This is a genomic window from Phaeobacter sp. QD34_24 (assembly GCF_028890115.1).
Taxonomy (GTDB): domain Bacteria; phylum Pseudomonadota; class Alphaproteobacteria; order Rhodobacterales; family Rhodobacteraceae; genus Phycobacter.
This window is the reverse complement of record NZ_JARCJD010000009.1, coordinates 16,656-37,307: the sequence shown is the minus strand read 5'-3', so window position 1 is coordinate 37,307 and position 20,652 is coordinate 16,656. Positions and strand designations below refer to the sequence as shown.

19 protein-coding genes are annotated in these 20,652 nt (G+C 62.6%); 10 read left to right on the top strand and 9 right to left on the bottom strand.

Annotated features, from left to right (window positions below; genetic code table 11):
- Positions 1 to 3: 3 nt before the first annotated feature.
- The 9 genes from PXK07_RS09020 to PXK07_RS08980 all read right to left on the bottom strand — a co-directional run bounded on the left by PXK07_RS09020 (position 4) and on the right by PXK07_RS08980 (position 7,999).
- Complete coding sequence (locus tag PXK07_RS09020) at positions 4 to 1,071, bottom strand: c-type cytochrome (RefSeq protein WP_274847894.1); 1,068 nt, start codon at positions 1,069 to 1,071, stop codon at positions 4 to 6.
- Positions 1,055 to 2,338: a sulfite dehydrogenase gene (gene soxC, locus PXK07_RS09015; protein ID WP_274847893.1), complete on the bottom strand. Its 1,284-nt coding sequence runs from the start codon at positions 2,336 to 2,338 to the stop codon at positions 1,055 to 1,057. Before soxC ends, PXK07_RS09020 begins: the two co-directional genes overlap by 17 nt.
- Positions 2,339 to 2,419: 81 nt before the next feature.
- Positions 2,420 to 4,117: a thiosulfohydrolase SoxB gene (gene soxB, locus PXK07_RS09010; protein ID WP_274847892.1), complete on the bottom strand. Its 1,698-nt coding sequence runs from the start codon at positions 4,115 to 4,117 to the stop codon at positions 2,420 to 2,422.
- Positions 4,118 to 4,219: 102 nt separating this feature from the next.
- The gene (gene soxA, locus PXK07_RS09005; protein ID WP_274847891.1) at positions 4,220 to 5,071 is read right to left on the bottom strand and encodes a sulfur oxidation c-type cytochrome SoxA; all 852 of its coding nucleotides are present in this window, start codon (positions 5,069 to 5,071) and stop codon (positions 4,220 to 4,222) included.
- Positions 5,072 to 5,148: 77 nt separating this feature from the next.
- On the bottom strand, positions 5,149 to 5,478 hold the full coding sequence (soxZ, locus tag PXK07_RS09000; protein ID WP_274847890.1) for a thiosulfate oxidation carrier complex protein SoxZ: 330 nt from the start codon (positions 5,476 to 5,478) through the stop codon (positions 5,149 to 5,151).
- Between the two features lie 41 nt (positions 5,479 to 5,519).
- Positions 5,520 to 5,936 (bottom strand): thiosulfate oxidation carrier protein SoxY, encoded by a 417-nt coding sequence (gene soxY, locus PXK07_RS08995; RefSeq protein WP_274847889.1) that lies wholly within the window; start codon positions 5,934 to 5,936, stop codon positions 5,520 to 5,522.
- Positions 5,937 to 5,986: 50 nt separating this feature from the next.
- Positions 5,987 to 6,463, bottom strand: a complete 477-nt coding sequence (gene soxX / locus PXK07_RS08990; protein ID WP_274847997.1) for a sulfur oxidation c-type cytochrome SoxX — start codon at positions 6,461 to 6,463, stop codon at positions 5,987 to 5,989.
- A 124-nt stretch (positions 6,464 to 6,587) separates the two neighbouring features.
- On the bottom strand, positions 6,588 to 7,169 hold the full coding sequence (locus PXK07_RS08985; protein WP_274847996.1) for a thioredoxin family protein: 582 nt from the start codon (positions 7,167 to 7,169) through the stop codon (positions 6,588 to 6,590).
- Positions 7,170 to 7,261: 92 nt separating this feature from the next.
- On the bottom strand, positions 7,262 to 7,999 hold the full coding sequence (locus PXK07_RS08980) for a cytochrome c biogenesis CcdA family protein (RefSeq protein ID WP_274847888.1): 738 nt from the start codon (positions 7,997 to 7,999) through the stop codon (positions 7,262 to 7,264).
- A 223-nt stretch (positions 8,000 to 8,222) separates the two neighbouring features.
- Here PXK07_RS08980 and PXK07_RS08975 point away from each other — a divergent pair, with 223 nt between their 5' ends.
- The 10 genes from PXK07_RS08975 to PXK07_RS08930 all read left to right on the top strand — a co-directional run bounded on the left by PXK07_RS08975 (position 8,223) and on the right by PXK07_RS08930 (position 20,621).
- Entirely contained in the window at positions 8,223 to 8,585 is a 363-nt protein-coding gene (locus PXK07_RS08975) for a hypothetical protein (RefSeq protein WP_274847995.1), read from the top strand.
- A gap of 83 nt (positions 8,586 to 8,668) precedes the next feature.
- Complete coding sequence (locus PXK07_RS08970) at positions 8,669 to 9,013, top strand: ArsR/SmtB family transcription factor (RefSeq protein WP_274847887.1); 345 nt, start codon at positions 8,669 to 8,671, stop codon at positions 9,011 to 9,013.
- Positions 9,014 to 9,336: 323 nt separating this feature from the next.
- On the top strand, positions 9,337 to 10,395 hold the full coding sequence (locus PXK07_RS08965; protein WP_274847886.1) for a YeeE/YedE family protein: 1,059 nt from the start codon (positions 9,337 to 9,339) through the stop codon (positions 10,393 to 10,395).
- Positions 10,396 to 10,587: 192 nt separating this feature from the next.
- The gene (locus tag PXK07_RS08960) at positions 10,588 to 12,618 is read left to right on the top strand and encodes a PhoX family protein (RefSeq protein WP_274847885.1); all 2,031 of its coding nucleotides are present in this window, start codon (positions 10,588 to 10,590) and stop codon (positions 12,616 to 12,618) included.
- Positions 12,619 to 12,781: 163 nt separating this feature from the next.
- Positions 12,782 to 13,264 carry a DUF302 domain-containing protein gene (locus tag PXK07_RS08955; RefSeq protein WP_274847884.1) on the top strand — a complete coding sequence of 161 codons (483 nt, stop codon included), beginning with the start codon at positions 12,782 to 12,784 and terminating at the stop codon, positions 13,262 to 13,264.
- 78 nt (positions 13,265 to 13,342) lie between these two features.
- Positions 13,343 to 14,956 carry a thiamine pyrophosphate-binding protein gene (locus PXK07_RS08950; protein WP_274847883.1) on the top strand — a complete coding sequence of 538 codons (1,614 nt, stop codon included), beginning with the start codon at positions 13,343 to 13,345 and terminating at the stop codon, positions 14,954 to 14,956.
- Entirely contained in the window at positions 14,943 to 16,142 is a 1,200-nt protein-coding gene (locus PXK07_RS08945; protein ID WP_446728365.1) for a CaiB/BaiF CoA transferase family protein, read from the top strand. The genes PXK07_RS08950 and PXK07_RS08945 overlap by 14 nt, the downstream gene beginning before the upstream one ends.
- A 249-nt stretch (positions 16,143 to 16,391) precedes the next feature.
- Positions 16,392 to 17,759, top strand: a complete 1,368-nt coding sequence (locus PXK07_RS08940) for a tetratricopeptide repeat protein (RefSeq protein WP_274847881.1) — start codon at positions 16,392 to 16,394, stop codon at positions 17,757 to 17,759.
- 49 nt (positions 17,760 to 17,808) lie between these two features.
- Positions 17,809 to 19,095 carry an OpgC family protein gene (locus tag PXK07_RS08935; protein ID WP_274847880.1) on the top strand — a complete coding sequence of 429 codons (1,287 nt, stop codon included), beginning with the start codon at positions 17,809 to 17,811 and terminating at the stop codon, positions 19,093 to 19,095.
- Positions 19,096 to 19,106: 11 nt separating this feature from the next.
- Positions 19,107 to 20,621, top strand: a complete 1,515-nt coding sequence (locus PXK07_RS08930; protein WP_274847994.1) for a glucan biosynthesis protein — start codon at positions 19,107 to 19,109, stop codon at positions 20,619 to 20,621.
- The last annotated feature ends 31 nt before the right edge of the window (positions 20,622 to 20,652 follow it).

The window sequence follows — 20,652 nt, the reverse complement described above, 5'->3', positions numbered from 1 at the left end:
TCATCATCCGTCGAAGGATTTCAGATAGGCAATGACTGCTTCGACATCCGCGTCTTTTTTCAAACCCGCAAAGGACATCTTGGTCTTCTTCATATAGGCCTTAGGCTTGGCAAGGAAGGCGGCAAGCTCTTCCTCGCTCCAGACCAGACCATCAGCACCCGCGCCGGACATCGCCTTGGAGTAGCGGAAACCCTCGACCGCGCCTGCTGCAGACCCGACGATGCCATTCAGCATCGGACCGGTCTTGTTCTTGGCGCCATCGCCCACCTGGTGGCAGGATTTGCACTTCTTGAAGACCTTTTCACCGGCCGCGACCAGTTCGGGATCCAGGGCTGCAACCTCTTCCACCGGCTCGGCGGCAGGGGCGGCTTCAGCGGATGCCTCCTGGACGGCGGCCTCTTCGCTGGCTTCGCCGGTTTCCGCACGCGGGACCAGGCCGGTTTCATCCGGGGTCACGTCCAGAACCGCGGCGCGCATGGTGATCTCGACCGTGTCCTTGCAGTTTTCCATGCAAGGGGTATCGGTCCAGAAATGCGCCTCGGAGGTCAGGCGATCATCGATGATGAAGCCATCAGCGTTGGGCAGCGCCACCTCTGCGAAATTCTCGTGCGACAGGGTGAACTCGTCATCCACCAGGTCGTTGGAGTAGAGGATATAGGCCACAATGGCGTAGACCTCATCCGCGCTCAGCGTCTGCGCCGCGCCAAAGGGCATGGAGCGGTTCACATAGTCCCAGGTGGTGGACAGATGCGGCCAGTAGGAGCCGACCGTTTTCAGCGGATCCTCGTGGTCCAGCGTGCCCGCGCCACCGGCCAGTTTCGGCCAGTTGTCGACACCTTCGGCAAAGTCGCCGTGGCAGATGGCGCATTTATCGGCAAAGACCTCTTCGCCGGTGAACACATCGCCCGAGCCTTCGGGCAGGCCGGTGCCATCGGGGCTGACATCCAGATCCCAGGCGGCGATTTCTTCCGGCAGCGCCGGGCGGCCCAGACCGAATTTCTCAGCATAGGCAGGTGCCGCCAGCGCGGCTGCCATTGCGGTTGCTGCGATCAGATTAGGAAACTTCGACATTTTCCGCCTCTCCGTTTGCCTTCACCCACCAGGTCTGGATGGAGTTGTTGTGATAGATCGAGTTCAGGCCGCGCACCTCGCGCAGCTGCGCCTTGGTCGGCTGCACATAGCCGGAACTGTCGCGGGCGCGGCTTTGCAGGAACATTTCCTGACCGTCCCAGTTGATATCGAGATAGAAGCGCGTCAGCGCCTTGTCGGTGCCGGGGGCGCCGAGGCGTGCCTCGCTCCAGGTCTTGCCGCCATCGATGGAGACATCGACACCGGTGATGGTGCCGCGACCGGACCAGGCCAGGCCGGTGATGACCAGCGGACCCGTGCCATGGGTGATCGGCGACTGCGGGCTGGGGCTGGTGACAACGGATTTTGCATCCATTTCCCAGGTCCACTTGCGGCTGGTGCCGTCTTCCAGCGTGTCGGTGTATTTCGAGGTCTCCTCGCGGGATTCGACCGGGCCATCCATCACCTCGATGCGGCGCAGCCATTTGACCCACATGTTGCCTTCCCAGCCGGGAACAACCAGGCGCACCGGGTAGCCGTGCTCCTTGCGCAGGGCTTCGCCGTTGGCCTTGAAGGCGACCAGAACATCGTCCAGCGCCTTGTCCATCGGGATCGAGCGGCCGTTGGACGACGCATCCGCGCCTTCCACATAGACCCACTTGTCCTTGAGATCGCCCGCCGCATCCAGGCCCGCCTCTTCCAGCAGGGTGCGCAGAGAAACGCCCGAATACTCCATGTTGTGGATCATGCCGTGGGTGAACTGAGCACCGTTCAGCTGGGCACCGGCCCATTCCATGCCCGAGTTCGCCGCGCATTCGCAGAAGTAGACGCGGTTTTCACGCGGGAACCGCTCCAGATCCGCGTAGGAGAAGACCAGCGGCGTGTCGACCAACCCGTTGATCATCAGGCGGTAGTCTTCCTTCTTCAGATCAATCGCGCCCGAGTGGTGACGCTCGAAGGCGCAGCCCTGCGGCGTGATGGTGCCGTCCAGCGCGTGGATCGGGGTGAAGTTGATCGAAGAGATCGTATCGGCGGTCAGCCATTCCACGTTGCGGCGGATCACATCCGATTCATAGCTGATCGGCAGACCGTATGGGGTGGCGTCAACGCCATCGCCAAGGCCGCTGGCCCATTCCTGGACCTCGGTGATCAGCGGGTCAGGGCCCGCTGCCTGGGCCGCGCCCGCAACCGCGCTGCCGACCCCGGCTGCTGCCGCACCTGCCAGAAACTGACGGCGCGAGGGGGTGAAACCCTTTGAATTATCGCTCATCTTGTTCATGCCTCCGTATAAAGACGAAATCCGATCGGGGATCTCATCGGCGCAAAGTTTGCTCGGAAGACGGTGAGACCCTTAGGCCCCGACCACCTTCACCGAGTTATTCGGGGTCACCGAGACGGTGCCCATCTTCTTGATGTGGTTTTCCACGACATCCCAGATCTGCGGACCTTCGGTGCCTTCGTTGACGCTGGCCCAGCCTGCGACCACGTAGGATTTGGCCGGGTCGATCGCTTCGCCGTTCTTCAGCAGCGTCATCTCGGTGATGCGCTCGCCCTGCGGCTTGGTGATATCGATGCGGTAGCCCATGCCACCGATCCGCACCATGTCACCGCCCTGCTGGTAGTAGGGATCCGGGTTGAAGATGTTGTCGGCCACGTCTTCCAGGATCACCTTGATGAACTCACCGGTCATTTCGGTCCGGTAGGCAGCGCCATAGCTCATCGAAGTGACGTTCCAGATGTCCTCGCGGGTGATGTCATCACCCGGCACCAGCGACGGCCCCCAGCGCACCCCGGGCGACATGGCGATATCGGCTTCGCGCTCGCTGAGCAGCGCATCGCAGATCAGATCATCCCAGGTGCCGTTGAAGTTGCCACGACGATAGAGCAGCGAGTCGGTCTGGCCGATCACCTCTTCCAGCTCGGCCTTGTAGGGCGCGCGCTGCTCGTCGATCAGCTTGGACACGACCGGATCGGGGGCGATCACATCCGAGAAGATCGGAATCAGCTTGTGCTTGATCCCCATCATCTGACCGTCACGCACATCGAGGTCCACGCGGGAGACGAACTTGCCGTTCGAGCCGGAGGCGATGATATGGGTCTTGCCCACCAGCACCGGTTCCGGCAGCGCATCATGGGTGTGACCCGACAGGATCACGTCGATGCCGGTGACGACGCTGGCCATCTTCTTGTCCACATCGAAACCGTTGTGCGACAGGCAGACCACCACATCGGCGCCCGCAGCACGGACCTCGTCCACCATGGCCTGCATGTTCTCGTCCCGGATCCCGAAGGAGTATTCGGGGAACATCCAGCCGGGGTTGGCGATCGGCATATAGGGGAAGGCCTGACCGATGACGGCCACCTTGGCACCGCCGCGTTCAAAGAACTTGTAGGGCTTGAACAGTTCGGCCGGTTCATCCCATTCCGCGTCAAAGATGTTCTGACCCAGCGCGGCAAAGGGCAGGCCCTCGACGATCTCGTTGACCCGGTCGGAGCCCAGGGTGAACTCCCAGTGGAAGGTCATCGCATCGGGCTTCAGAGCGTTCATGACATTGACCATGTCCTGACCTTCGGTCTTGTAGCAGGTCATGGAGCCGTGCCAGGTATCGCCGCCATCCAGCAGCAGCGCATCCGGCCGGTCCGCGCGGATGGCGTTGATCACTGTCGACATGCGGTCCAGACCGCCTACGCGCCCGTAGCCTTTGGCGAGGGAGGAAAAATCGTCATAGGTGAGCGCGTAAGCGGAGGGGCTGCCATCGGCAATGCCATAGGCCTTGCGGAAGTCGGCACCGGTGATATGCGGCACGTGACCCTTGTTCGCTCCCACCCCGAGGTTGATCGAAGGTTCGCGGAAATAGATCGGCTTCAGCTGCGCATGAATGTCGGTGACATGGATGATGCTGATATTGCCGAAGGTGTCGAACTCCAGCAATTGATCCTGGGTCAGGCTTTGCTGCGCCGCAAGACGCCCCCAATTGCCAAAACCGGATGCCCCGACCAGGGCAGAGGCGGCCATCGAAACCTGCAGAAAATCACGGCGCGAGATCATGTTACTCTGATATCCTGTTTAAACATGCAACATATTCGCATGTATGAATGTTAAGGGAGTGAAATACCCCGTGCCATCAGATGACACGGGGTACTTTCGGGTTTAGTTGCGGACGGACGGTCCTTCGACCGACAGACCGTTGCCGCGCGAGGCGACATAGAGTTCCAGCGCGATGAAATCGTCCGAACCCGGCTTGTAGGTTTCGGCGCGGGTATCACGCACACAGCCCTTGAAACGCGCATGCACGGTGTTCAGCTTGGCGTTCTTCAGACGATAGGTGGGGAAGCCGTTGATCTGGCCCTGGCTCAGGTGGTCGGCGCGGATCATCATACCATAGCTGTCTTCGTGACAGTTGGCACAGGACAGCTCCAGCTGACCGGTGCGCGTATAGTACATTTCCTTGCCTTTTTCCCAGATCGCCTGGACCGGACCGTCGATGGCCACATTGACCGGCATGCCACGGGACTGGACCGAGATCAGAGCCTCCATCGCAGCCATGTCGCCACCGGTGTACTTCCACTTCTTGGCGCCCATCTGGTTTTCACGGCAGTCGTTGATCTGCATCGCCATGGTGCGCAGCTCGCCCGCCTGTTCGTTCCACTTGGGATAGACGGCGCGCACGCCCTTCATGCTGGTTTCCACGTCGTCATGACAGGATGCGCAGGACTTGCCCTCGGATCCGTCGACCGTTTCCCAGGCTTCGATTGCCTGATCGACAAAGACCATTGCCGGGTTCTCGAAGTCGTCCTTCTGCAACGCCTGGGTCTCATCCGAGCGGAAGTGCCAACCGGACATCACCTCGTCCAACACGTCAGCGACATGAGCAGGCGCGGCAGCCTTGGTCACCATGGTGATCTCATCGTTGACCACCAGCGTGTCATCGTCTGCATCCGCGAAGGCAGCCATCGGCAGGCTCAGCGCGACAGCGATGGCAGTAAGTGCCTTATATTTCATTCCATTTCCTCCCTTGGGTGTCGACCTCGCCCACCTTGAGTGGCGGACGAGGCGCTTGCCTTGAGATCCGGAAGGGATCAGGCGATCTTGATCGACTTGGACTCGTCGTAGACGGAGCCATCGTCATCGTACCAGGTGAATTTGAAATCACCGGCTTCAGGCACGGTCGCCTCGAATTCAACATAGGGGTTGGTGGAAATCGCAGGTTCCATCGTCACGTCGATCACCATGGCACCGTTAAACTCGCAGGTGAAACGGTTGATGATCGAACGCGGAATGACGTTGCCTTCCTTGTCCTTGCGCTGGCCGCTTTCCATCTTGTGGCTGATCAGCGTCTTGATGGTGACGGCTTCGCCAGCTGCGGCTTTCTTCGGGACCTTGACGCGGGGTTTTACACCGGATGCCATGTCTTATCTCCTTGAGTTCGGAAAGAGTGCGCGGGGGCCGATCAGCCGCCGCAGCCTCCGATGGTCACTTTCACGGCGGCACTGGCCTTGGCAAAGCTGCCATCCGCCAGTTTCGCAACGGCAACAACGTCCTGGGTGCCTGCCAGGCGGATCCGGGTCGAAGCGGACTGGCTGGCGGCGCCGGGGCCGAAGTTGAAGGTTGCAACGCCCGGCGTCGGGTTGCCGGTTGCCAGAACCAGGATTGCGGTTGCGCCAGGGGCGTTGACCGAAATCGGCACGGTGTTGCCGTTCTCGGCAATCTCGGGCGCGGTCAGTTCAACACCGGTATCGGCCAGATCAGCACCGCCAGTGAACTCGGCGATCTTGTCTTCCGCCGCCGCGATCACGCGGAATGGCAGGGCCGTCAGCACGGCGGCGCCCAGGCCCATGGCCAAGGTCTCGCGACGTGAGAACTCCATCATTTTTCTCCTTTGACTTCGCTTGGACAGGCGGCAGAGGGGCCGCTGTCTCACTCTTCTTTCAGCGTCGCGAGGAACGCGACGACATCTTCAATTTCCTGGGCCGTCAGAATCGGCGGCAGCGGCTCTGTGCCTGCCTTGCCGGTGTAGGCATCGCCGGGGCGGATGAAGCCGTCGACCTTGTAGAACGCAGGCATCAAGGTGCCTTCGAAGGTCATCTTGGCGTTGGCCACCAGGCCACGCAGCTCGGCTTCGCTCCAGCGCTCCCCCGCGCCGTCCAGCATCGGGCCGATTTCGCCGTGGAACGGGATATCTGCCAGCGCGGTCACCGCATGACAGGCCACGCAGTTACCCTTTTTCTTGCTCCCGACGATCATCGCACCGTTCGCAGCATCCCCTGCAACGCCGGTCAGCGATTCGGCGATGGCGCCGCTGTCGTCGAACTTCACATCCTTAGGCGCGACTTCGCCCGCCTGTGACATGGTCCCGGCCAGACAAATGGCCAGAGTCAGAGATAGTCTCTTCATGGTTCCTCCCGTTGGCTGCCACGGCAAAGTGGCCTGCGTAGCTATTGCATACCGTAGGCTACCGAGCCCCCGACACGCAACAACAAATTCATTAATGTGAATTTTTATCTTATTGCGCATTTGATCAATCAGTTGATCCATTGTTGCGCTCCTGGATCCTACGCGCATGATAGCGCTGGAAATCTTCCCCGTTATCAAGCGTGTACCGCTTTTCCTTGACCCAGGTGAACATATCAAGCGTGGTCCCCGGACCAAAAGCCCCCGGCATCACCGAAACCGCGGCCTGAACGGCGGTCTGATCCTCGGCGACCTCTTCGGGCAGGAAAAGAATCGTTGGGGTGAACAACACGTTCCACTTTCGCGCCATGTCCCGCTCCGGCAGGGTTTCGCCGTCAAAATCGGTCACCTCGGTGGACCCATGCAGGTTCAACTGCACCACGAAATAATTCTCGGCGATATAGTCGCTGACCTCCGGGCGCGGAAATACCTCTGCGTGCATTTTCGTACAGTAGATGCAGCCGCGTTGTTCAAAGAACAGCACCAGGCGCTTGCCTTCGGCATTAGCTTCTTCCAGGTCCTCGCGGAGATCCTTGAAAGTATCCCGCATCCAGGCGGTCTTGTGCAGCCCGTCATCGCCCAGCTCAGCCGCTGCAGCCGGTAGGGTGAACAGCAGCGAAAGCGCCAGTGCCGCAAACGGCACCGTCATCAGGTTCTTCAGCCGATTCATGGTCTTCTCTCTCCCTATGCAAGTGAAACATCAGTGGCCCAGCCTCTTGCGCATGCGGTCCAGGCGCGGGCTCAACCGATCGTGGACAGTCCCGGCATCCAGCGAATCATGGCATCGGCGATATAGCTGACGCCCCCCGTCACGATCAGCACCGCGAACAGGATCAGCATAGCACCCATCGCCTTTTCCACCCAAGCAAAAGCAGCGCGATGGCGCGCAACCCAGGCCAGAAACGGTTTTGCAAACAGGGCCGCGACAACGAAGGGCGCGGTCATGCCGATTCCATAGACCAGCAGCAGCAGGCCGCCGCGCCAGACCTCCCCCATGCCCGAGGCGATCATCAAAATCGAGGCCAGCGCCGGCCCGACGCAGGGCGTCCAGCCAAACCCGAAGGCCAGCCCCATCAGATAGGCGCCAACCATTGTTGACGGCTCGGCCGAACTCTCCATCCGCGCCTCTCGATAGAGCAGCGGAATGCGCAGAATACCCAGGAAATGCAGGCCGAACAGCATCAACAGCGCTGCCGCCCCATAGGCAAGGATATCCATATATTGCCCGAACAACTGCCCCAGGGCGGTCGCCCCCATCCCCATGAGCATGAAGACCGTGGTCACCCCGGCGGCAAAACACAGGGCGGAAATCACCAGCCGCCGCTGCGCCCCCGGCGCAATCGCGCCATCGCTGCGCAGCTCCGACATCGACAGCCCCCCCATGTAAGAGAGGTAGAACGGCACCATTGGCAGGATACAGGGGGTGAAAAAGCTCAAAAGCCCGGCAAATAGCGCCCCAAAGTAGGATATTTCGAGCATATTCGCCCCTTTTGATGCAGTTATCGGCCCCTTAACGCAGGGCCATGGCTTGTTTCATTCACATATTCAAATTATGTTGTATTTGGCAGACAAGCAGTTTGCCCTTCGATCGTCAACGGCTTCATAGGGCTTTGTCATGGTTCTCGATGCTTTCTTTGTGGCCCTGCTGAGGGGCGCCACCCGGCTGGGCCATCGGGTCGTGGCGCTGTTTGGCCTGGGTCTGATGGCGGCGATCCTGACCTCTACGCCTGTACGGGCCGTGGAACTGGTGATGGTCGAACAGCCCGGCTGCGAATGGTGTGCCCGGTGGAACGAAGAAATCGGACCGATCTATCCCAAGACCGCAGAAGGCCGCTTTGCGCCGCTGCGGCGGGTCAATCTGCGCGATCTTCCGGACGATCTTGTCCCGGCACGTCGCGTTGTTTTTACTCCGACCTTCTTGATTGTGAGCGACGGTCATGAGATGGCCCGTCTTGAAGGTTATCCGGGAGCGGATTTTTTCTGGCCCCTGCTGGAGGCGCTGCTGCGCGACCACGCAGGATTTGAGCCGGGTGAACGATATGAAGAACTGGCGAGCGGCAGCTGATATGGTCGGGGGACCGATTTGCCACCGGCGGTGACAGGAACGATGCGCAGGCCAACGAGCGCTGCCGTATAGGAGATTTCGAAATGGGGTTGCCGAAATTCTCGGTCGACATGGCGGAAGACGAGCTGGAGAAACTGGTGGACAGCGCCACCACGGCCTCCAATTTCCTGAAGGCCATCAGCCACGAAGGGCGGCTGATGATCCTCTGTCACCTGGTCACCGGTGAGAAATCCGTGACAGAACTGGAAGAACTGCTCTCGGCGCGCCAGGCGGCGGTTTCCCAGCAATTGTCGCGCCTGCGGCTCGAAGGTCTGGTGGTGCCGCGTCGCGATGGCAAGGCGATCTACTACCGTCTTGCCGATGATCGTCCGCGCCGCATCCTGGAGGTGGTCTACGACCTCTTCTGCAACGAGGATGCCACAGCCTAGGCAAAGCCTGGCCCTTGGCCTCCAACTACGCGATCGCCAACTTGACGACGGCAATTTGACGACGGCTAACCTGACAACTCCAGCCTCAGGCCGCAATGGTTCCCGCGCAAAGTCGGCGCGTGAGCTCTTGGCGTGTGACCCTGCCTGCCCCCCGGCCGCCCTCCTGCCCTTGTCACAGCACCTTACCGCACCCACGTCTCACTTCCCCGTCTCATCCCCCTGTGCCGCCCATCCCCTGTCGGGGTTGAGGAACGCGCGGCCCTTGCATCCCAGAGGTCATTTCTGCATGGTCAATAAACTGCAGCTGCCGGGAGGGGAGCCACATGTTTGACGTGCTGACAGAACACCACTGGGCCGCCATCGCAGGGCTGGGCGGAGGCATCCTCTTGGGGCTGGCTGCGCGCCTCGGTCGGTTTTGCACCCTGGGCGCCATCGAGGACATCCTCTACGGCGGATCCTCCCTGCGGATGCGCATGTGGATCCTGGCCATCGGCGTCGCTGTTCTGGGCAGCTTTTCGCTTGTGGCGCTGGGGCTTCTGGGCGAAACCGAAAGCTACTACCTCAGCATTCGCTGGATGCCCATCGCCTCGATCCTGGGCGGGCTGATGTTCGGCTACGGCATGGCGCTTAGCGGCAATTGCGGCTATGGCGCCATCGCCCGACTGGGCGGCGGCGACCTGCGCAGTTTCGTGATCGTTCTGGTCATGGGCGTTTCCACCTATGTGGTGCTGAGCGGCCCGCTCGCCCCGCTGCGCAACTTCTTCTTCGAACAGGTCCTGGTCACCACCGAGATCCCGCCGGGGCTGGCCCATCACGGCGCCGCCCTCACCGGGCTGTCGGTGCACAGCATCGGCATGAGCGTCGGCGTGCTGATCATCCTGGCCGCCCTGTGCGGGCGTGAATTGCGCGATGACAAGAAGGCCATATTCTGGTCGGTGGTTGTCGGCCTTGCCATCGTGTCTGGCTGGGGCTTCACCAGCAAGGTCAACACCGCCGGGTTCGAAGCCTTGCCGGTTGTGTCGCATTCCTTCTCCGCCCCCCTGGGCGAGACCATCCTCTGGACCATGACCGGCAGCCTGCGCCCGCTGTCCTTTGCCGTGGGCTCCATCGCCGGGGTCTGGGCCGGGGCTTTCATCGGCTCCTTGATCAAGGGGCATTTCCGCTGGGAGGCCTGCGAGGATCCGCGCGAATTGCGCCGCCAGATCCTGGGCGCAGGGATCATGGGCGCAGGGGCGGTCATCGCGCTTGGCTGCACAGTCGGCCAGGGCTTGAGCGCCTTCTCGCTCCTGGCGGTTTCAGCCCCGGTGACCTTCCTTGCGATCTTTGCAGGCGCGGCCCTTGGCTTGCGACAGCTAATCGAAGGGTTCAGCGCCGCCGAGTAGCCGCATTGGGAGCGACTGTCGCAGGACAGCGGGCCAGACCACGCGCAAGCCCAAATGGCCCGCACATTCAAAACCGCAGGCCCATGTAACAGTTTGAATAAACATCGGCCTGCGTCACGCATGTGTTACAGCGCCACGCCACAGAGCCCTGGGCTGACACTGTGTTGGCACCAAGACAATCTGGAGCACGCCATGGATCGCAAGCAAATCATCAATGACCCCGAAATCGGAAATAAGGCCGAAGCCTTTGAGGCCTTTGACGATATCCCCACCAATCCGCGACTTGAGCGCACCATCGGTGACGTGATCAATGCCCGCTACGGTCGCCGCGATCTCTTGAAGGGCATGCTGGGTGTTTCGGCCACCACCGCCCTGTTCGGCACCTCCGCGCTGATTGCTCCGAATGAAGCGGCTGCCGATGGCCACGGCGCGGGTCGCTACAACTTCGAAGAACTGACCTGGGGCAACGACGAAACCCACCATATCGCCGAAGGCTATGACGCCGACGTGCTGCTGCGCTGGGGCGATCCGATCACCGCAGACGCGCCGGAATTCGACGTGATGAACCAGACTGCCGAAGCCCAGATGCAGCAATTCGGCTACAACAACGATTATGTCGGCTTCACCCCGCTGAACGCCGAAGGCACCCGCGGCCTGCTCTGCGTGAACCACGAATACACCAACGAGGAAGTCATGTTCCCCGGCCTTGGCCGCCAGGACAAGGCTGGTTTTGAAGGCATGACCAAGGAGCTGGTCGAGATCGAGATGGCCGCCCATGGCGGCAGCGTGGTCGAGATTGCCAAGGGTGCGAACGGCAAATGGGCCGTGGTGCGCGATGGCAAGATGAACCGCCGGATTTCCCCGCTCAACACCGAGATGACCATCGACGGCCCCGCCGCCGGTCATGACCGGATGAAGACCAATGCCGACCCCTCGGGTCTGTCGGTCATCGGCACGCTCAACAACTGCGCCGGCGGCATGACCCCCTGGGGCACCTACCTGATGGCCGAAGAAAACTTCCACGGCTATTTCTGGACCGATGTGGTCGACGGCGACGGCAAGCCCGTTATCTCGGGCCAGCCCGAAGCCAAGAATATGAAACGCTACGGCGTGCCCGGTCGCTGGTACGCCTGGGGCAAGTTCTATGACCGGTTCAACATCGACAAGGAACCCAATGAGCCGAACCGTTTCGGCTGGGTGGTCGAAGTCGATCCGCGCAACCCCGATGCAAAGCCGGTGAAACATACCGCCCTTGGCCGCTTCCGTCATGAAGGCGCCGAAACCGTGGTCTCCTCCTCGGGCAAGCTGGTGGTCTACATGGGCGACGACAACCGTTTTGACTACCAGTACAAATATGTGTCGAACGGTGTGGTCTCGGATGATGCGGCCGCCAACAGCAAACTGCTGAGCGACGGTATCCTCTATGTGGCCCGCTTTGACGAGGACGGCAGCGTGGAATGGATGCCGCTGGTTCACGGCACCGGCCCGCTGACCGCCGAGAACGGCTTTGCCAGCCAGGCCGACGTGCTGATCGACACCCGCCTGGCTGCCGATGCCCTGGGCGCCACCCCGATGGACCGCCCCGAGGACGCCCAGCCGCGTGGAGACGGCACCGCCTACATCATGCTGACCAACAACTCCAAGCGGAAGGAAGAGCAGGTCAACGCGGCGAACCCGCGTGCCAAATCCAACTTCGGCCACATCATCGAGGTGAAGGAAGAGGGCGGCGATCACGCGGCCACCCGTGGCAGCTGGTCGATCCTGGTGAAATGCGGCGATCCCGAGCTGGCCGAAGTCGGCGCCCAGTGGAACCCCGAAACCAGCGTAAACGGCTGGTTCGGCTCTCCGGACAACTGCGCCTTTGACGCCGATGGCCGCCTCTGGGTCTCCACCGACCAGGGCAGCAAATGGGGCAAGACCGGCAAGTCCGATGGTCTTTATGGTGTGGAAACCGAAGGCGGGTTGCGCGGCACCTCCAAGCTGTTCTTCCGCTGCCCCGTCGGCGGGGAACTCTGTGGCCCCTATTTCACCGACAATGGCGAGACCCTGTTCCTGGCGGTCCAGCACCCCGGCACCGATGGCACCAAGTCGCTGAAAGGGTTCGAGCGCGCCTCGACCTTTGAAGATCCGGCCACCCGCTGGCCCGATTTCGACCCCAAGATGCCCCCGCGCCCCTCGGTCGTGGTGGTCACCAAGAAGGGCGGCGGCAAGATCGCCGTCTGACGGCGGCTTCAGCCCGAACCCACGCGAACGCGCCCCGATCCGGGGCGCGTTCTTTGTTCTGCGCACCGCCGCCCAACCGAAAGGTGTATGACACCCAGTTGTAAGACCATGTGATCAAGAGGCGATGTAGTCTTGTCGAGACATGCAACTCACGGAGCCTTCAATGTCCCTTCACGCGCGCCTGTCGGCGGTTCTCCTCTCCGTCATCCTCGCGACCTCTGTAGCCCTCGCCGGTGATATCTCCCCCCGTCCCGGCTGGGAGGTGCATGCAACACAGAAATCCTACCAGCAACTCGTGCAAGATACGCTGGCGGCGGTGCGCGCCAATGGGATGGCCGTGGTCACCCAGGCAGGCCCCACCGCCGCCGCAGCCGCCCGTGGCATCACCATTCCGGGCAACCGGGTGATCGGCGTCTTCAACAACCACTTTGCGGTGAAGATCCTTGCCACGTCCACCGCCGCCATGATCGAAGCCCCGATCCGTCTTTATGTCACCGAATCCCCCGATGGCACGGCGCAGCTCTCCTACAAACGCCCAAGTCATGTCTTTGCTCCCTACCGCGATGAAGGCGGAGACAGGCTATCGGCCCTTGCCGAGGAGTTGGACAGGCGTTTCGCAAAGATCGCGCGGGAGGCGGTGAACTAGGGTCACAGAGCCGTGAGGGTCCTTGCACCCGACGGTGGGACGGGCAATCTGGCGTGGATCAGTGAGGAACGGATTGTCATGACACAAGATATTCGCGCAGCCGATGTTCTGGCCCGTCGGCTGTATGAGGCCGGGTGCCGCCACGCCTTTGGCATGCCCGGCGGCGAGGTGCTGACCCTGGTGGATGCGCTGGAGGCCGCGGGCATCACCTTTCATCTCGCCAAGCATGAAAACGCAGCCGGCTTCATGGGCGAAGGGGTGCATCACGGCGATGGCGCGCCGGTGATCCTGGTGGCGACGCTTGGCCCCGGTGCCCTCAATGGCGTCAACGTGGTGGCCAATGCCCATCAGGACCGGGTGCCGATGCTGGTGCTGACCGGCTGCGTCGATGCTGCCGAAGAGCAGACCTATACCCATCAGGTGCTGGATCACCGCGCGGTCTTTGCCCCGATCACCAAGGCCACCTTCCGGCTAAACGCCGAGGCTGCCGATATCATCGCCGACAAGGCCGTTTCCATCGCGACAGAGCCGCGCTCCGGACCGGTGCATATCGACGTGCCGATCTCGGTCGCGGATGCGCCCGCCAGGGATCGCAACACCCGCCGCGCGCCTGCAGCCCCCACGGTGCCAGAGGACGCAACACTGGCGCAGGCGCAATCCTGGCTGAGCGAGGCAAAACGCCCCCTGGCGATCATCGGCCTGGATGCGGTGGGCGAGCAGGCAGGCCCTGCCCTCAGCGCTTTCCTGGAGGCATACCAGATCCCCTTTGTCACCACCTACAAGGCCAAGGGCATCCTGCCGGAAGATCACCCCCTGTGCTTGGGTGGCGCAGGATTGTCTCCGCTCGCGGACCGTCACCTCTTGCCCTTGGTCAAACAGGCGGATCTGATCCTGCCGCTTGGCTATGATCCCATCGAGATGCGCCCCGGCTGGCGCAACGCCTGGGACCCAAACCGGCAAAGGGTGATCGAAGTCGCCGCCGAGGCCAACACCCATTACATGCATCACGCCAGCCTCAGCATCGTGGCGCCGCTTACCCCCATGTTGACCGCGCTGACACCAGCGGGCGCCGCAGCCGACACCTGGACCGGCGGCGAGATCGAGGCAACACGGGCAGGACTTGCCACGGCCTTCCCGCAAGACGATACTTGGGGACCTTCGGCTGTCATCGCCGAATGTCGGGCAACCCTGCCGGAAAACACCCTTGCCACCGCAGACAGCGGCGCCCATCGCATCCTGCTGAGCCAGATGTGGCAGTGCACAGAGCCGCGCGGGCTGATCCAGTCCTCGGGTCTCTGCACCATGGGCTGCGCCGTGCCGATGGCGATCGGGCGCAAGCTGGTACAGCCGGACCGCCCCGTGGTCAGCTTTTCCGGCGATGCGGGCTTCCTGATGGTGACCGGAGAACTTGCCTCCGCAGCGGAGCTGGGCGTCGCGCCGATCTTCGTCGTCTTTGCCGATGCCAGCCTGGCCCTGATCGAGCTCAAACAGCGCCAGCGCCAATTGCCAAACCGGGGTGTCGATTTCGCGCGCCACGATTTTGCCGCCATGGGCCGCGCCCTTGGGGGCAACGGCGTGACGGTTCGTGACCGAACGGAACTGCGCAAAGCCCTGGCAGGGGCCTTGGCTTCGGATCGTTTCACTGTCATCTCTGCCGAAATCGAACCGGGAGGATATGATGGACGCATCTGACTTGCTGCCGCACGGCGCCCTCAAGGGCGTCAAGGTTCTGGACCTGTCGCGCATTCTGGCGGGTCCCACCTGCACCCAGATGTTGGGCGATCTGGGCGCCACCGTGATCAAGGTGGAAAACCCCAAATCCGGCGGCGATGATACCCGCCAATGGGGGCCGCCCTATGCGATGGACGAAGATGGCAATCCCACGGATCTGTCGGCCTATTACATGGCCGCCAACCGCAACAAGCGTTCGGTGGCCATCGACATCACCACCCCCGAAGGTCAGGCCGAGATCCACAGGCTGGCGGCCAAGGCCGATATCCTGATCGAGAATTTCAAACCCGGAGGCCTTGCGAAATACGGTCTGGACTACGCCAGCCTCAAGGATGACTTCCCCCGGCTGGTCTATTGCTCGATCTCGGGCTACGGGCAGACCGGCCCCAACAGCCACCGTCCCGGCTATGATCTGGTGGCACAGGGGTTTGCCGGGATCATGTCGCTGACCGGCGATCCCGAGGGACAACCGGTGAAGGTCGGCACCGGCATCGCCGATGTGATGTGCGGCATGTATGCCTGTATCGGCATCCTTGCCGCCCTGCGCCATCAGGAGCAAACCGGCGAGGGACAGCAGATCGATCTGGCCCTGGTGGACAGCACCATCGCCTGGCTGATCAACGAGGGCGTTGCCTATCTCAACACCGGCAACCTGCCCTCCCGGCGCGGCAACGAGCACCCCTCGATCATGCCTTACGGGGTCTACGAAACCTCGGATTCCCATGTGATCCTTGCAATCGGCAATGACGCGCAATTCCGCCGGGTGATGGAATTTCTGGGCCTTGAAGGCCTGGCCGAGGATCCGCGCTTTGCCAACAATCCGGCCCGGCTGGAACATCGCGCGGCGCTGAATGACATCATGATCCCGGCGCTCAAACGCTTCACCATGGACGAGGTGATCGCCGCCATGGAGGCGCGCAAGGTCACCGCAGGGCCGGTGCAGACGCTGGACCGGGTCTTTGCCTCGGATCAGGTCGCCGCCCGCGGCATGGCGATTGATATGCAGGCCGGAGATATCCCCGTCAAACTGCTGGGCAACCCGCTGAACTTCTCCCGCACACCGGTGACCTACCGCCATGCCCCGCCCGGTTGCGGTGCTGACGGCGACGGGATTCTCGGCGCCGAAGACCCGTTTTCGGCCTCTTGAGAAGCATCCCGCCGGGCAAAGGCCCGCCGAATGTTACAAAAACCGGCAAACGCCCGCCATTTTGGCGGGCGTTTTGTTTCCTGTGGCCTCAAATGGCAGGAATACGCCTGCTTTTGCAGCCTGTTTCAGCGTCATTCCCCCCACCCCACACACGCGCCATCACCAAAGCGCGAGCGCCAGTCGCTTGGGAAATTGCCCTGTTCTACCCTTGCTTCAACAGCAAAACACCGGCGGCGAGGATGGAACATCATGACGGACGATATCTTTGGACAGGAAACCAGCCTGAGCGATCCGGCCAGTCTCGATCTGTGGAACAAGGTGCAGCTTGGGGTTCTGGCCCATGGCGCCGATGCGCCGGTGCACCTGGGCAAACTGCTGGAGGCTGAACCGGGCTTCACCCTTGCACAATCCGCCAAGGGGCTGTTCCTGATGCTGCTGGGCCGCTCGGAAATGCGCGATGGCGCCATGGAGGCGCTGAAGGCGGCGCAGATCGGCTATGAAAGCGCCCTGCCCCGGGAAAGACTATATGCCGATGCTTTGAAACTGTGGCTTGCGGGGCGCCCTAGCCAGGCCGTTCAACTGCTCGAACAGATCCTGCGCGCGCATCCCGCCGACAGTCTGGCGATGAAGATGAGCCAGGCGATCCGCTTTGTGCTGGGAGACAACCAAGGCATGCGCCGCTCGGTGGAGCGGGTTTTGTCTGCCTATGCCCCGGATCATCCCGGACGCGGCTACCTCTTGGGCTGTCATGCCTTCGCGCTGGAGGAAACCGGCGACTACACCAAGGCCGAGACCGCCGGTCGGCAGGCACTCTGGATGGCACCGGACGATGCCTGGGGGCTGCATGCGGTGGCCCATGTTCATGACATGACCGGCAACGCCAGGGCGGGCCTCGACTGGCTGACCGGCCGCGAAGACGCCTGGAGCCATTGCAACAACTTCCGCTACCACGTCTGGTGGCACAAGGCGCTGATGCATCTGGACCTGGGCCAGACCGAACTGGTTCTGGATCTCTACGACCGCGAGATCCGCAAGGACAGGACTGACGATTACCGCGATATCTCCAATGCCACGTCGCTCTTGATGCGGCTGGAGCTGGAAGGGATCGCGGTGGGTACCCGTTGGGAGGAGCTGTCGGAGCTTTGCGCCGCCCGCACCGAGGACGGCAGCCTGATCTTTGCCGATCTGCATTACCTCTTGGCACTGGCCGGACGCGGCCGCGCGGGTGACACCCGCCGCATGGTGCAGCGCATTCATGCCGATGCCGCGACCGCAGGCCGAAACGAGGCGATGCAGCGCATGGCCGATCCGGGCCGGGCCGCCGCCAGCGGGCTGGAGGCCTTTGGCGAGGGCAACTATGGCCTCGCCTTCGATCACCTGGCGCAGGCACGGGGCACGATGCAGCTGGCCGGAGGCAGCCACGCCCAGCGCGATGTCTTTGAGCGCATGACCATCGATGCCGGGATCCGGGCCGGTCGCCTGACCGAGGTCACCGCAATCCTGGATGCCCGTCGCGCCCAGCGCGGCGGCGCCGAGGACACCTACGCACTGGCCCGCCGCAGCCTGATTTCCGCAGCGCTTGACGGCTCCGGCGCGCAAAGCCTGCCCGCCGAATGACGCAGCACCTGTCCCTATCTTGATCGTCCTTTAGAATGAGCCTTTTCAGATGGCGCGTATTTCCAAGTTTCCCGACCCCGCAGACACGTCTCAGAGCCCGCCCGAAACCCGGGTCGCCAATAGCCTGCACCCGCCCGCATCCGCTGCTGCAGCGCCGGGGCGACTGCGCGATCCGCGGCTCGATTTCTACCGCGGGATCGCCATGTTCATCATCCTGGTGGCCCATATCCCCGAAAACCGCTGGACCGGCTGGATCCCGGCGCGCTTCGGGTTTTCCGATGCAACCGAAATCTTCGTGTTCTGCTCAGGCATGGCCTCGGCGATCGCCTTTGGCGGATCCTTCGCGCGGCGCGGCTGGCTCCTGGGAACGGCGCGGGTGGTGTTTCGCTGCTGGCAGGTCTTCTGGGCCCATATCGGGTTGTTCTTCTTCGTCGCCATGACCATGGCGGCGCTGGATCTGAGCGGCGCCTTTGATACGAGCTACGCGGCGTCCCTGAACCTCATGCCCTTCTTCGACGATCCCATGCCGCAGCTGCTGGGGCTGTTTACACTGACCTATGTGCCGAACTACTTTGACATCCTGCCGATGTATCTGGTCGTTTTGGCACTGATGCCCCTGATGATGGGGCTGGAGCGCCTCGGGCTGTGGGCCATTGCCGCGACCAGCGCCACAATCTGGCTGGCCGCCAACCCCTATATGATCGGGCTTGGCCCCGATGGGCTGTCGCTGCCCGCAGAGCCGTGGTCTACGCGGGAATGGTTCTTCAACCCCTTTGGCTGGCAATTGCTGTTCTTCACCGGTTTTGCCTTCATGAAGGGCTGGCTGCCCGTCCCCCCCCTGTCGCGCATCCTGATCCTGCTCTCTGCCGCCTTCGTGATCCTGTCAGCTCCCTTCGGGTCGTGGAAGGTCTTCCTGTGGCTGGAGGCCTGGAACAGGGATCTGGCCGATCTCATCCGCCCCAGCTGGCAGATCACGGAAGAGTGGCGAGAGAAAACCGATTTCGGCCTCTTGCGCTATGCCCATTTCCTGGCGCTTGCCTATCTGGGCTGGGCCATCGCGGGCACCGGCGGTCGGCGCCTGATTGCCACGGGTCACTCTGCGGCCGCACGCCTCTGGGCACGGGTACTGAGGATCATCACCAAGGTGGGCCAGCAATCCCTCGCGGTCTTTGTCTTCTCCATGGCGCTGGCCCGGCTCATCGGCTTTGCCCTGGATCAGACGGATCGCGGCATCCTGATCACCGCCGCCGCCAATATCGCGGGCTTTGCCCTGATCATCACCTGCGCCTATGGCGCCGCCTGGTTCAAATCCCACCCCTGGAGAGGAAAGCAATGACCCTGCCCGCTCTGCCCTTGCTGTCCCGTCGCAGCGTGCTGGGCGGCGTCTCCGCCCTGGCGCTCAGCGCCCTGGCCGGTCCTGGCCTTGCCATGGGGGGCGCCGTCCCGTTCCACCCCGATCACGTGGTCGAGCGCGCGCGCCTGCTGGCGCAGATGCGCTACCAGCAGCGCCCCAAGGTGCCGCAGGATTGGCTGGATCTGACCTATGAGGACTATCAGACCCGCTGGTTCCGCAGTCGGGACGCCCTGTGGAGCACAACCGCTCGCAGCTACAACGTGGATTTCTTCCTCCCCGGTCTCTACTTCCCGCATGCGGTGCAGATGCACAGTGTGGCGCAGGGGCTGTCGCAGCCGATTGCCTTTGACCTGTCGCTGTTTGACAAGACCGACAAGGCCCCCGAGCTGAGCACAGAAGGCGCGCTGGGATATTCCGGGTTCCGCCTGCGCACCGAACTGAGCGAGCCGGGCAAAAAGAACGAATTCTGCGTCTTCCAGGGGGCCAGCTATTTCCGCGCCATCGGCATTGGGCAGACCTACGGCCTGTCGGCGCGCGGCCTGGCCCTGAAGACTGCCGATCCCGAGGGCGAGGAATTCCCTGAGTTCACCGAATTCTGGCTGGAGGCCCCGGCACCGGGCCAGCGGGAGATGGTGGTCCATGCGCTGATGGACTCCCCCTCCGTCACCGGCGCCTATCGCTTTTTCATCCAGCCCGGCAGCCCCTGCGTGATGGAGGTGGAGGCGCGGCTCTTTGCGCGCAAGGAGCTGTCCCATGCGGGCCTTGCGCCGCTCACCTCGATGTTCCTGTTTGATCGCACCAACCGCAGCCGGTTCGACGATTTCCGCCCCGCCGTGCACGACAGCGATGGCTTGCTGATCCAGAACGGCCAGGGCGAGACCCTGTGGCGCCCGCTGGCCAACCCGACCCGACTCCAGGTCTCCTCATTCGTGGATGAGAACCCGCGCGGCTTTGGCCTGATGCAGCGCAGCCGAGATCTTGCGGATTTCGCCGATCTGGAAGCGCATTACGAAAGCCGCCCCAGCCTGTGGGTGGAACCGAAGGGCGATTGGGGCAAGGGCGCCGTCACCCTGGTCGAAATCCCCGCCGACAAGGAAATCTACGACAATATCGTCGCCTATTGGCGCCCCCAGACGCCCTACCCGGCGGGCTCCGAGCTGCGGCTCGACTATCGTCTGACCTGGGGCACCGGCCCCGACCTTCCCCTGCCCCGTGTGATCGATACCGCATCGGGTGCAAGAATCTTTGGCACGCCGGGGCGCATCATGACCGTGGATTTTGAGGAGCACCCACTGCTTGCAGGCGACCCCGATGCGCTGGACGTCACGCTCACGTCCGCGCATGTGGAGCTGAGCCAGGGCGTCCTGCAGCGCAACCCGGCCACCGGCGGTCTGCGCCTTGCCTTCAGTTTTGATCCCGGATCGCGCGATCATGTGGAGCTGCGCGCCCAGTTGCGCCGCGATGGTGCGCCCGCCTCCGAGGTCTGGCTATACAGGTGGACCGCATGAAGGATATCGCCCTGCTTCCGCGCCCGAACGC

Coding starts and splice junctions, on each gene's coding strand:
- PXK07_RS09020 (WP_274847894.1), bottom strand. CDS start 1,071: ATGTCGAAGTTTCCTAATCTGATCGCAGCAACCGCAATGGCAGCCGCG.
- soxC (WP_274847893.1), bottom strand. CDS start 2,338: ATGAGCGATAATTCAAAGGGTTTCACCCCCTCGCGCCGTCAGTTTCTG.
- soxB (WP_274847892.1), bottom strand. CDS start 4,117: ATGATCTCGCGCCGTGATTTTCTGCAGGTTTCGATGGCCGCCTCTGCC.
- soxA (WP_274847891.1), bottom strand. CDS start 5,071: ATGAAATATAAGGCACTTACTGCCATCGCTGTCGCGCTGAGCCTGCCG.
- soxZ (WP_274847890.1), bottom strand. CDS start 5,478: ATGGCATCCGGTGTAAAACCCCGCGTCAAGGTCCCGAAGAAAGCCGCA.
- soxY (WP_274847889.1), bottom strand. CDS start 5,936: ATGGAGTTCTCACGTCGCGAGACCTTGGCCATGGGCCTGGGCGCCGCC.
- soxX (WP_274847997.1), bottom strand. CDS start 6,463: ATGAAGAGACTATCTCTGACTCTGGCCATTTGTCTGGCCGGGACCATG.
- PXK07_RS08985 (WP_274847996.1), bottom strand. CDS start 7,169: ATGACGGTGCCGTTTGCGGCACTGGCGCTTTCGCTGCTGTTCACCCTA.
- PXK07_RS08980 (WP_274847888.1), bottom strand. CDS start 7,999: ATGCTCGAAATATCCTACTTTGGGGCGCTATTTGCCGGGCTTTTGAGC.
- PXK07_RS08975 (WP_274847995.1), top strand. CDS start 8,223: ATGGCGGCGATCCTGACCTCTACGCCTGTACGGGCCGTGGAACTGGTG.
- PXK07_RS08970 (WP_274847887.1), top strand. CDS start 8,669: ATGGGGTTGCCGAAATTCTCGGTCGACATGGCGGAAGACGAGCTGGAG.
- PXK07_RS08965 (WP_274847886.1), top strand. CDS start 9,337: ATGTTTGACGTGCTGACAGAACACCACTGGGCCGCCATCGCAGGGCTG.
- PXK07_RS08960 (WP_274847885.1), top strand. CDS start 10,588: ATGGATCGCAAGCAAATCATCAATGACCCCGAAATCGGAAATAAGGCC.
- PXK07_RS08955 (WP_274847884.1), top strand. CDS start 12,782: ATGTCCCTTCACGCGCGCCTGTCGGCGGTTCTCCTCTCCGTCATCCTC.
- PXK07_RS08950 (WP_274847883.1), top strand. CDS start 13,343: ATGACACAAGATATTCGCGCAGCCGATGTTCTGGCCCGTCGGCTGTAT.
- PXK07_RS08945 (WP_446728365.1), top strand. CDS start 14,943: ATGGACGCATCTGACTTGCTGCCGCACGGCGCCCTCAAGGGCGTCAAG.
- PXK07_RS08940 (WP_274847881.1), top strand. CDS start 16,392: ATGACGGACGATATCTTTGGACAGGAAACCAGCCTGAGCGATCCGGCC.
- PXK07_RS08935 (WP_274847880.1), top strand. CDS start 17,809: ATGGCGCGTATTTCCAAGTTTCCCGACCCCGCAGACACGTCTCAGAGC.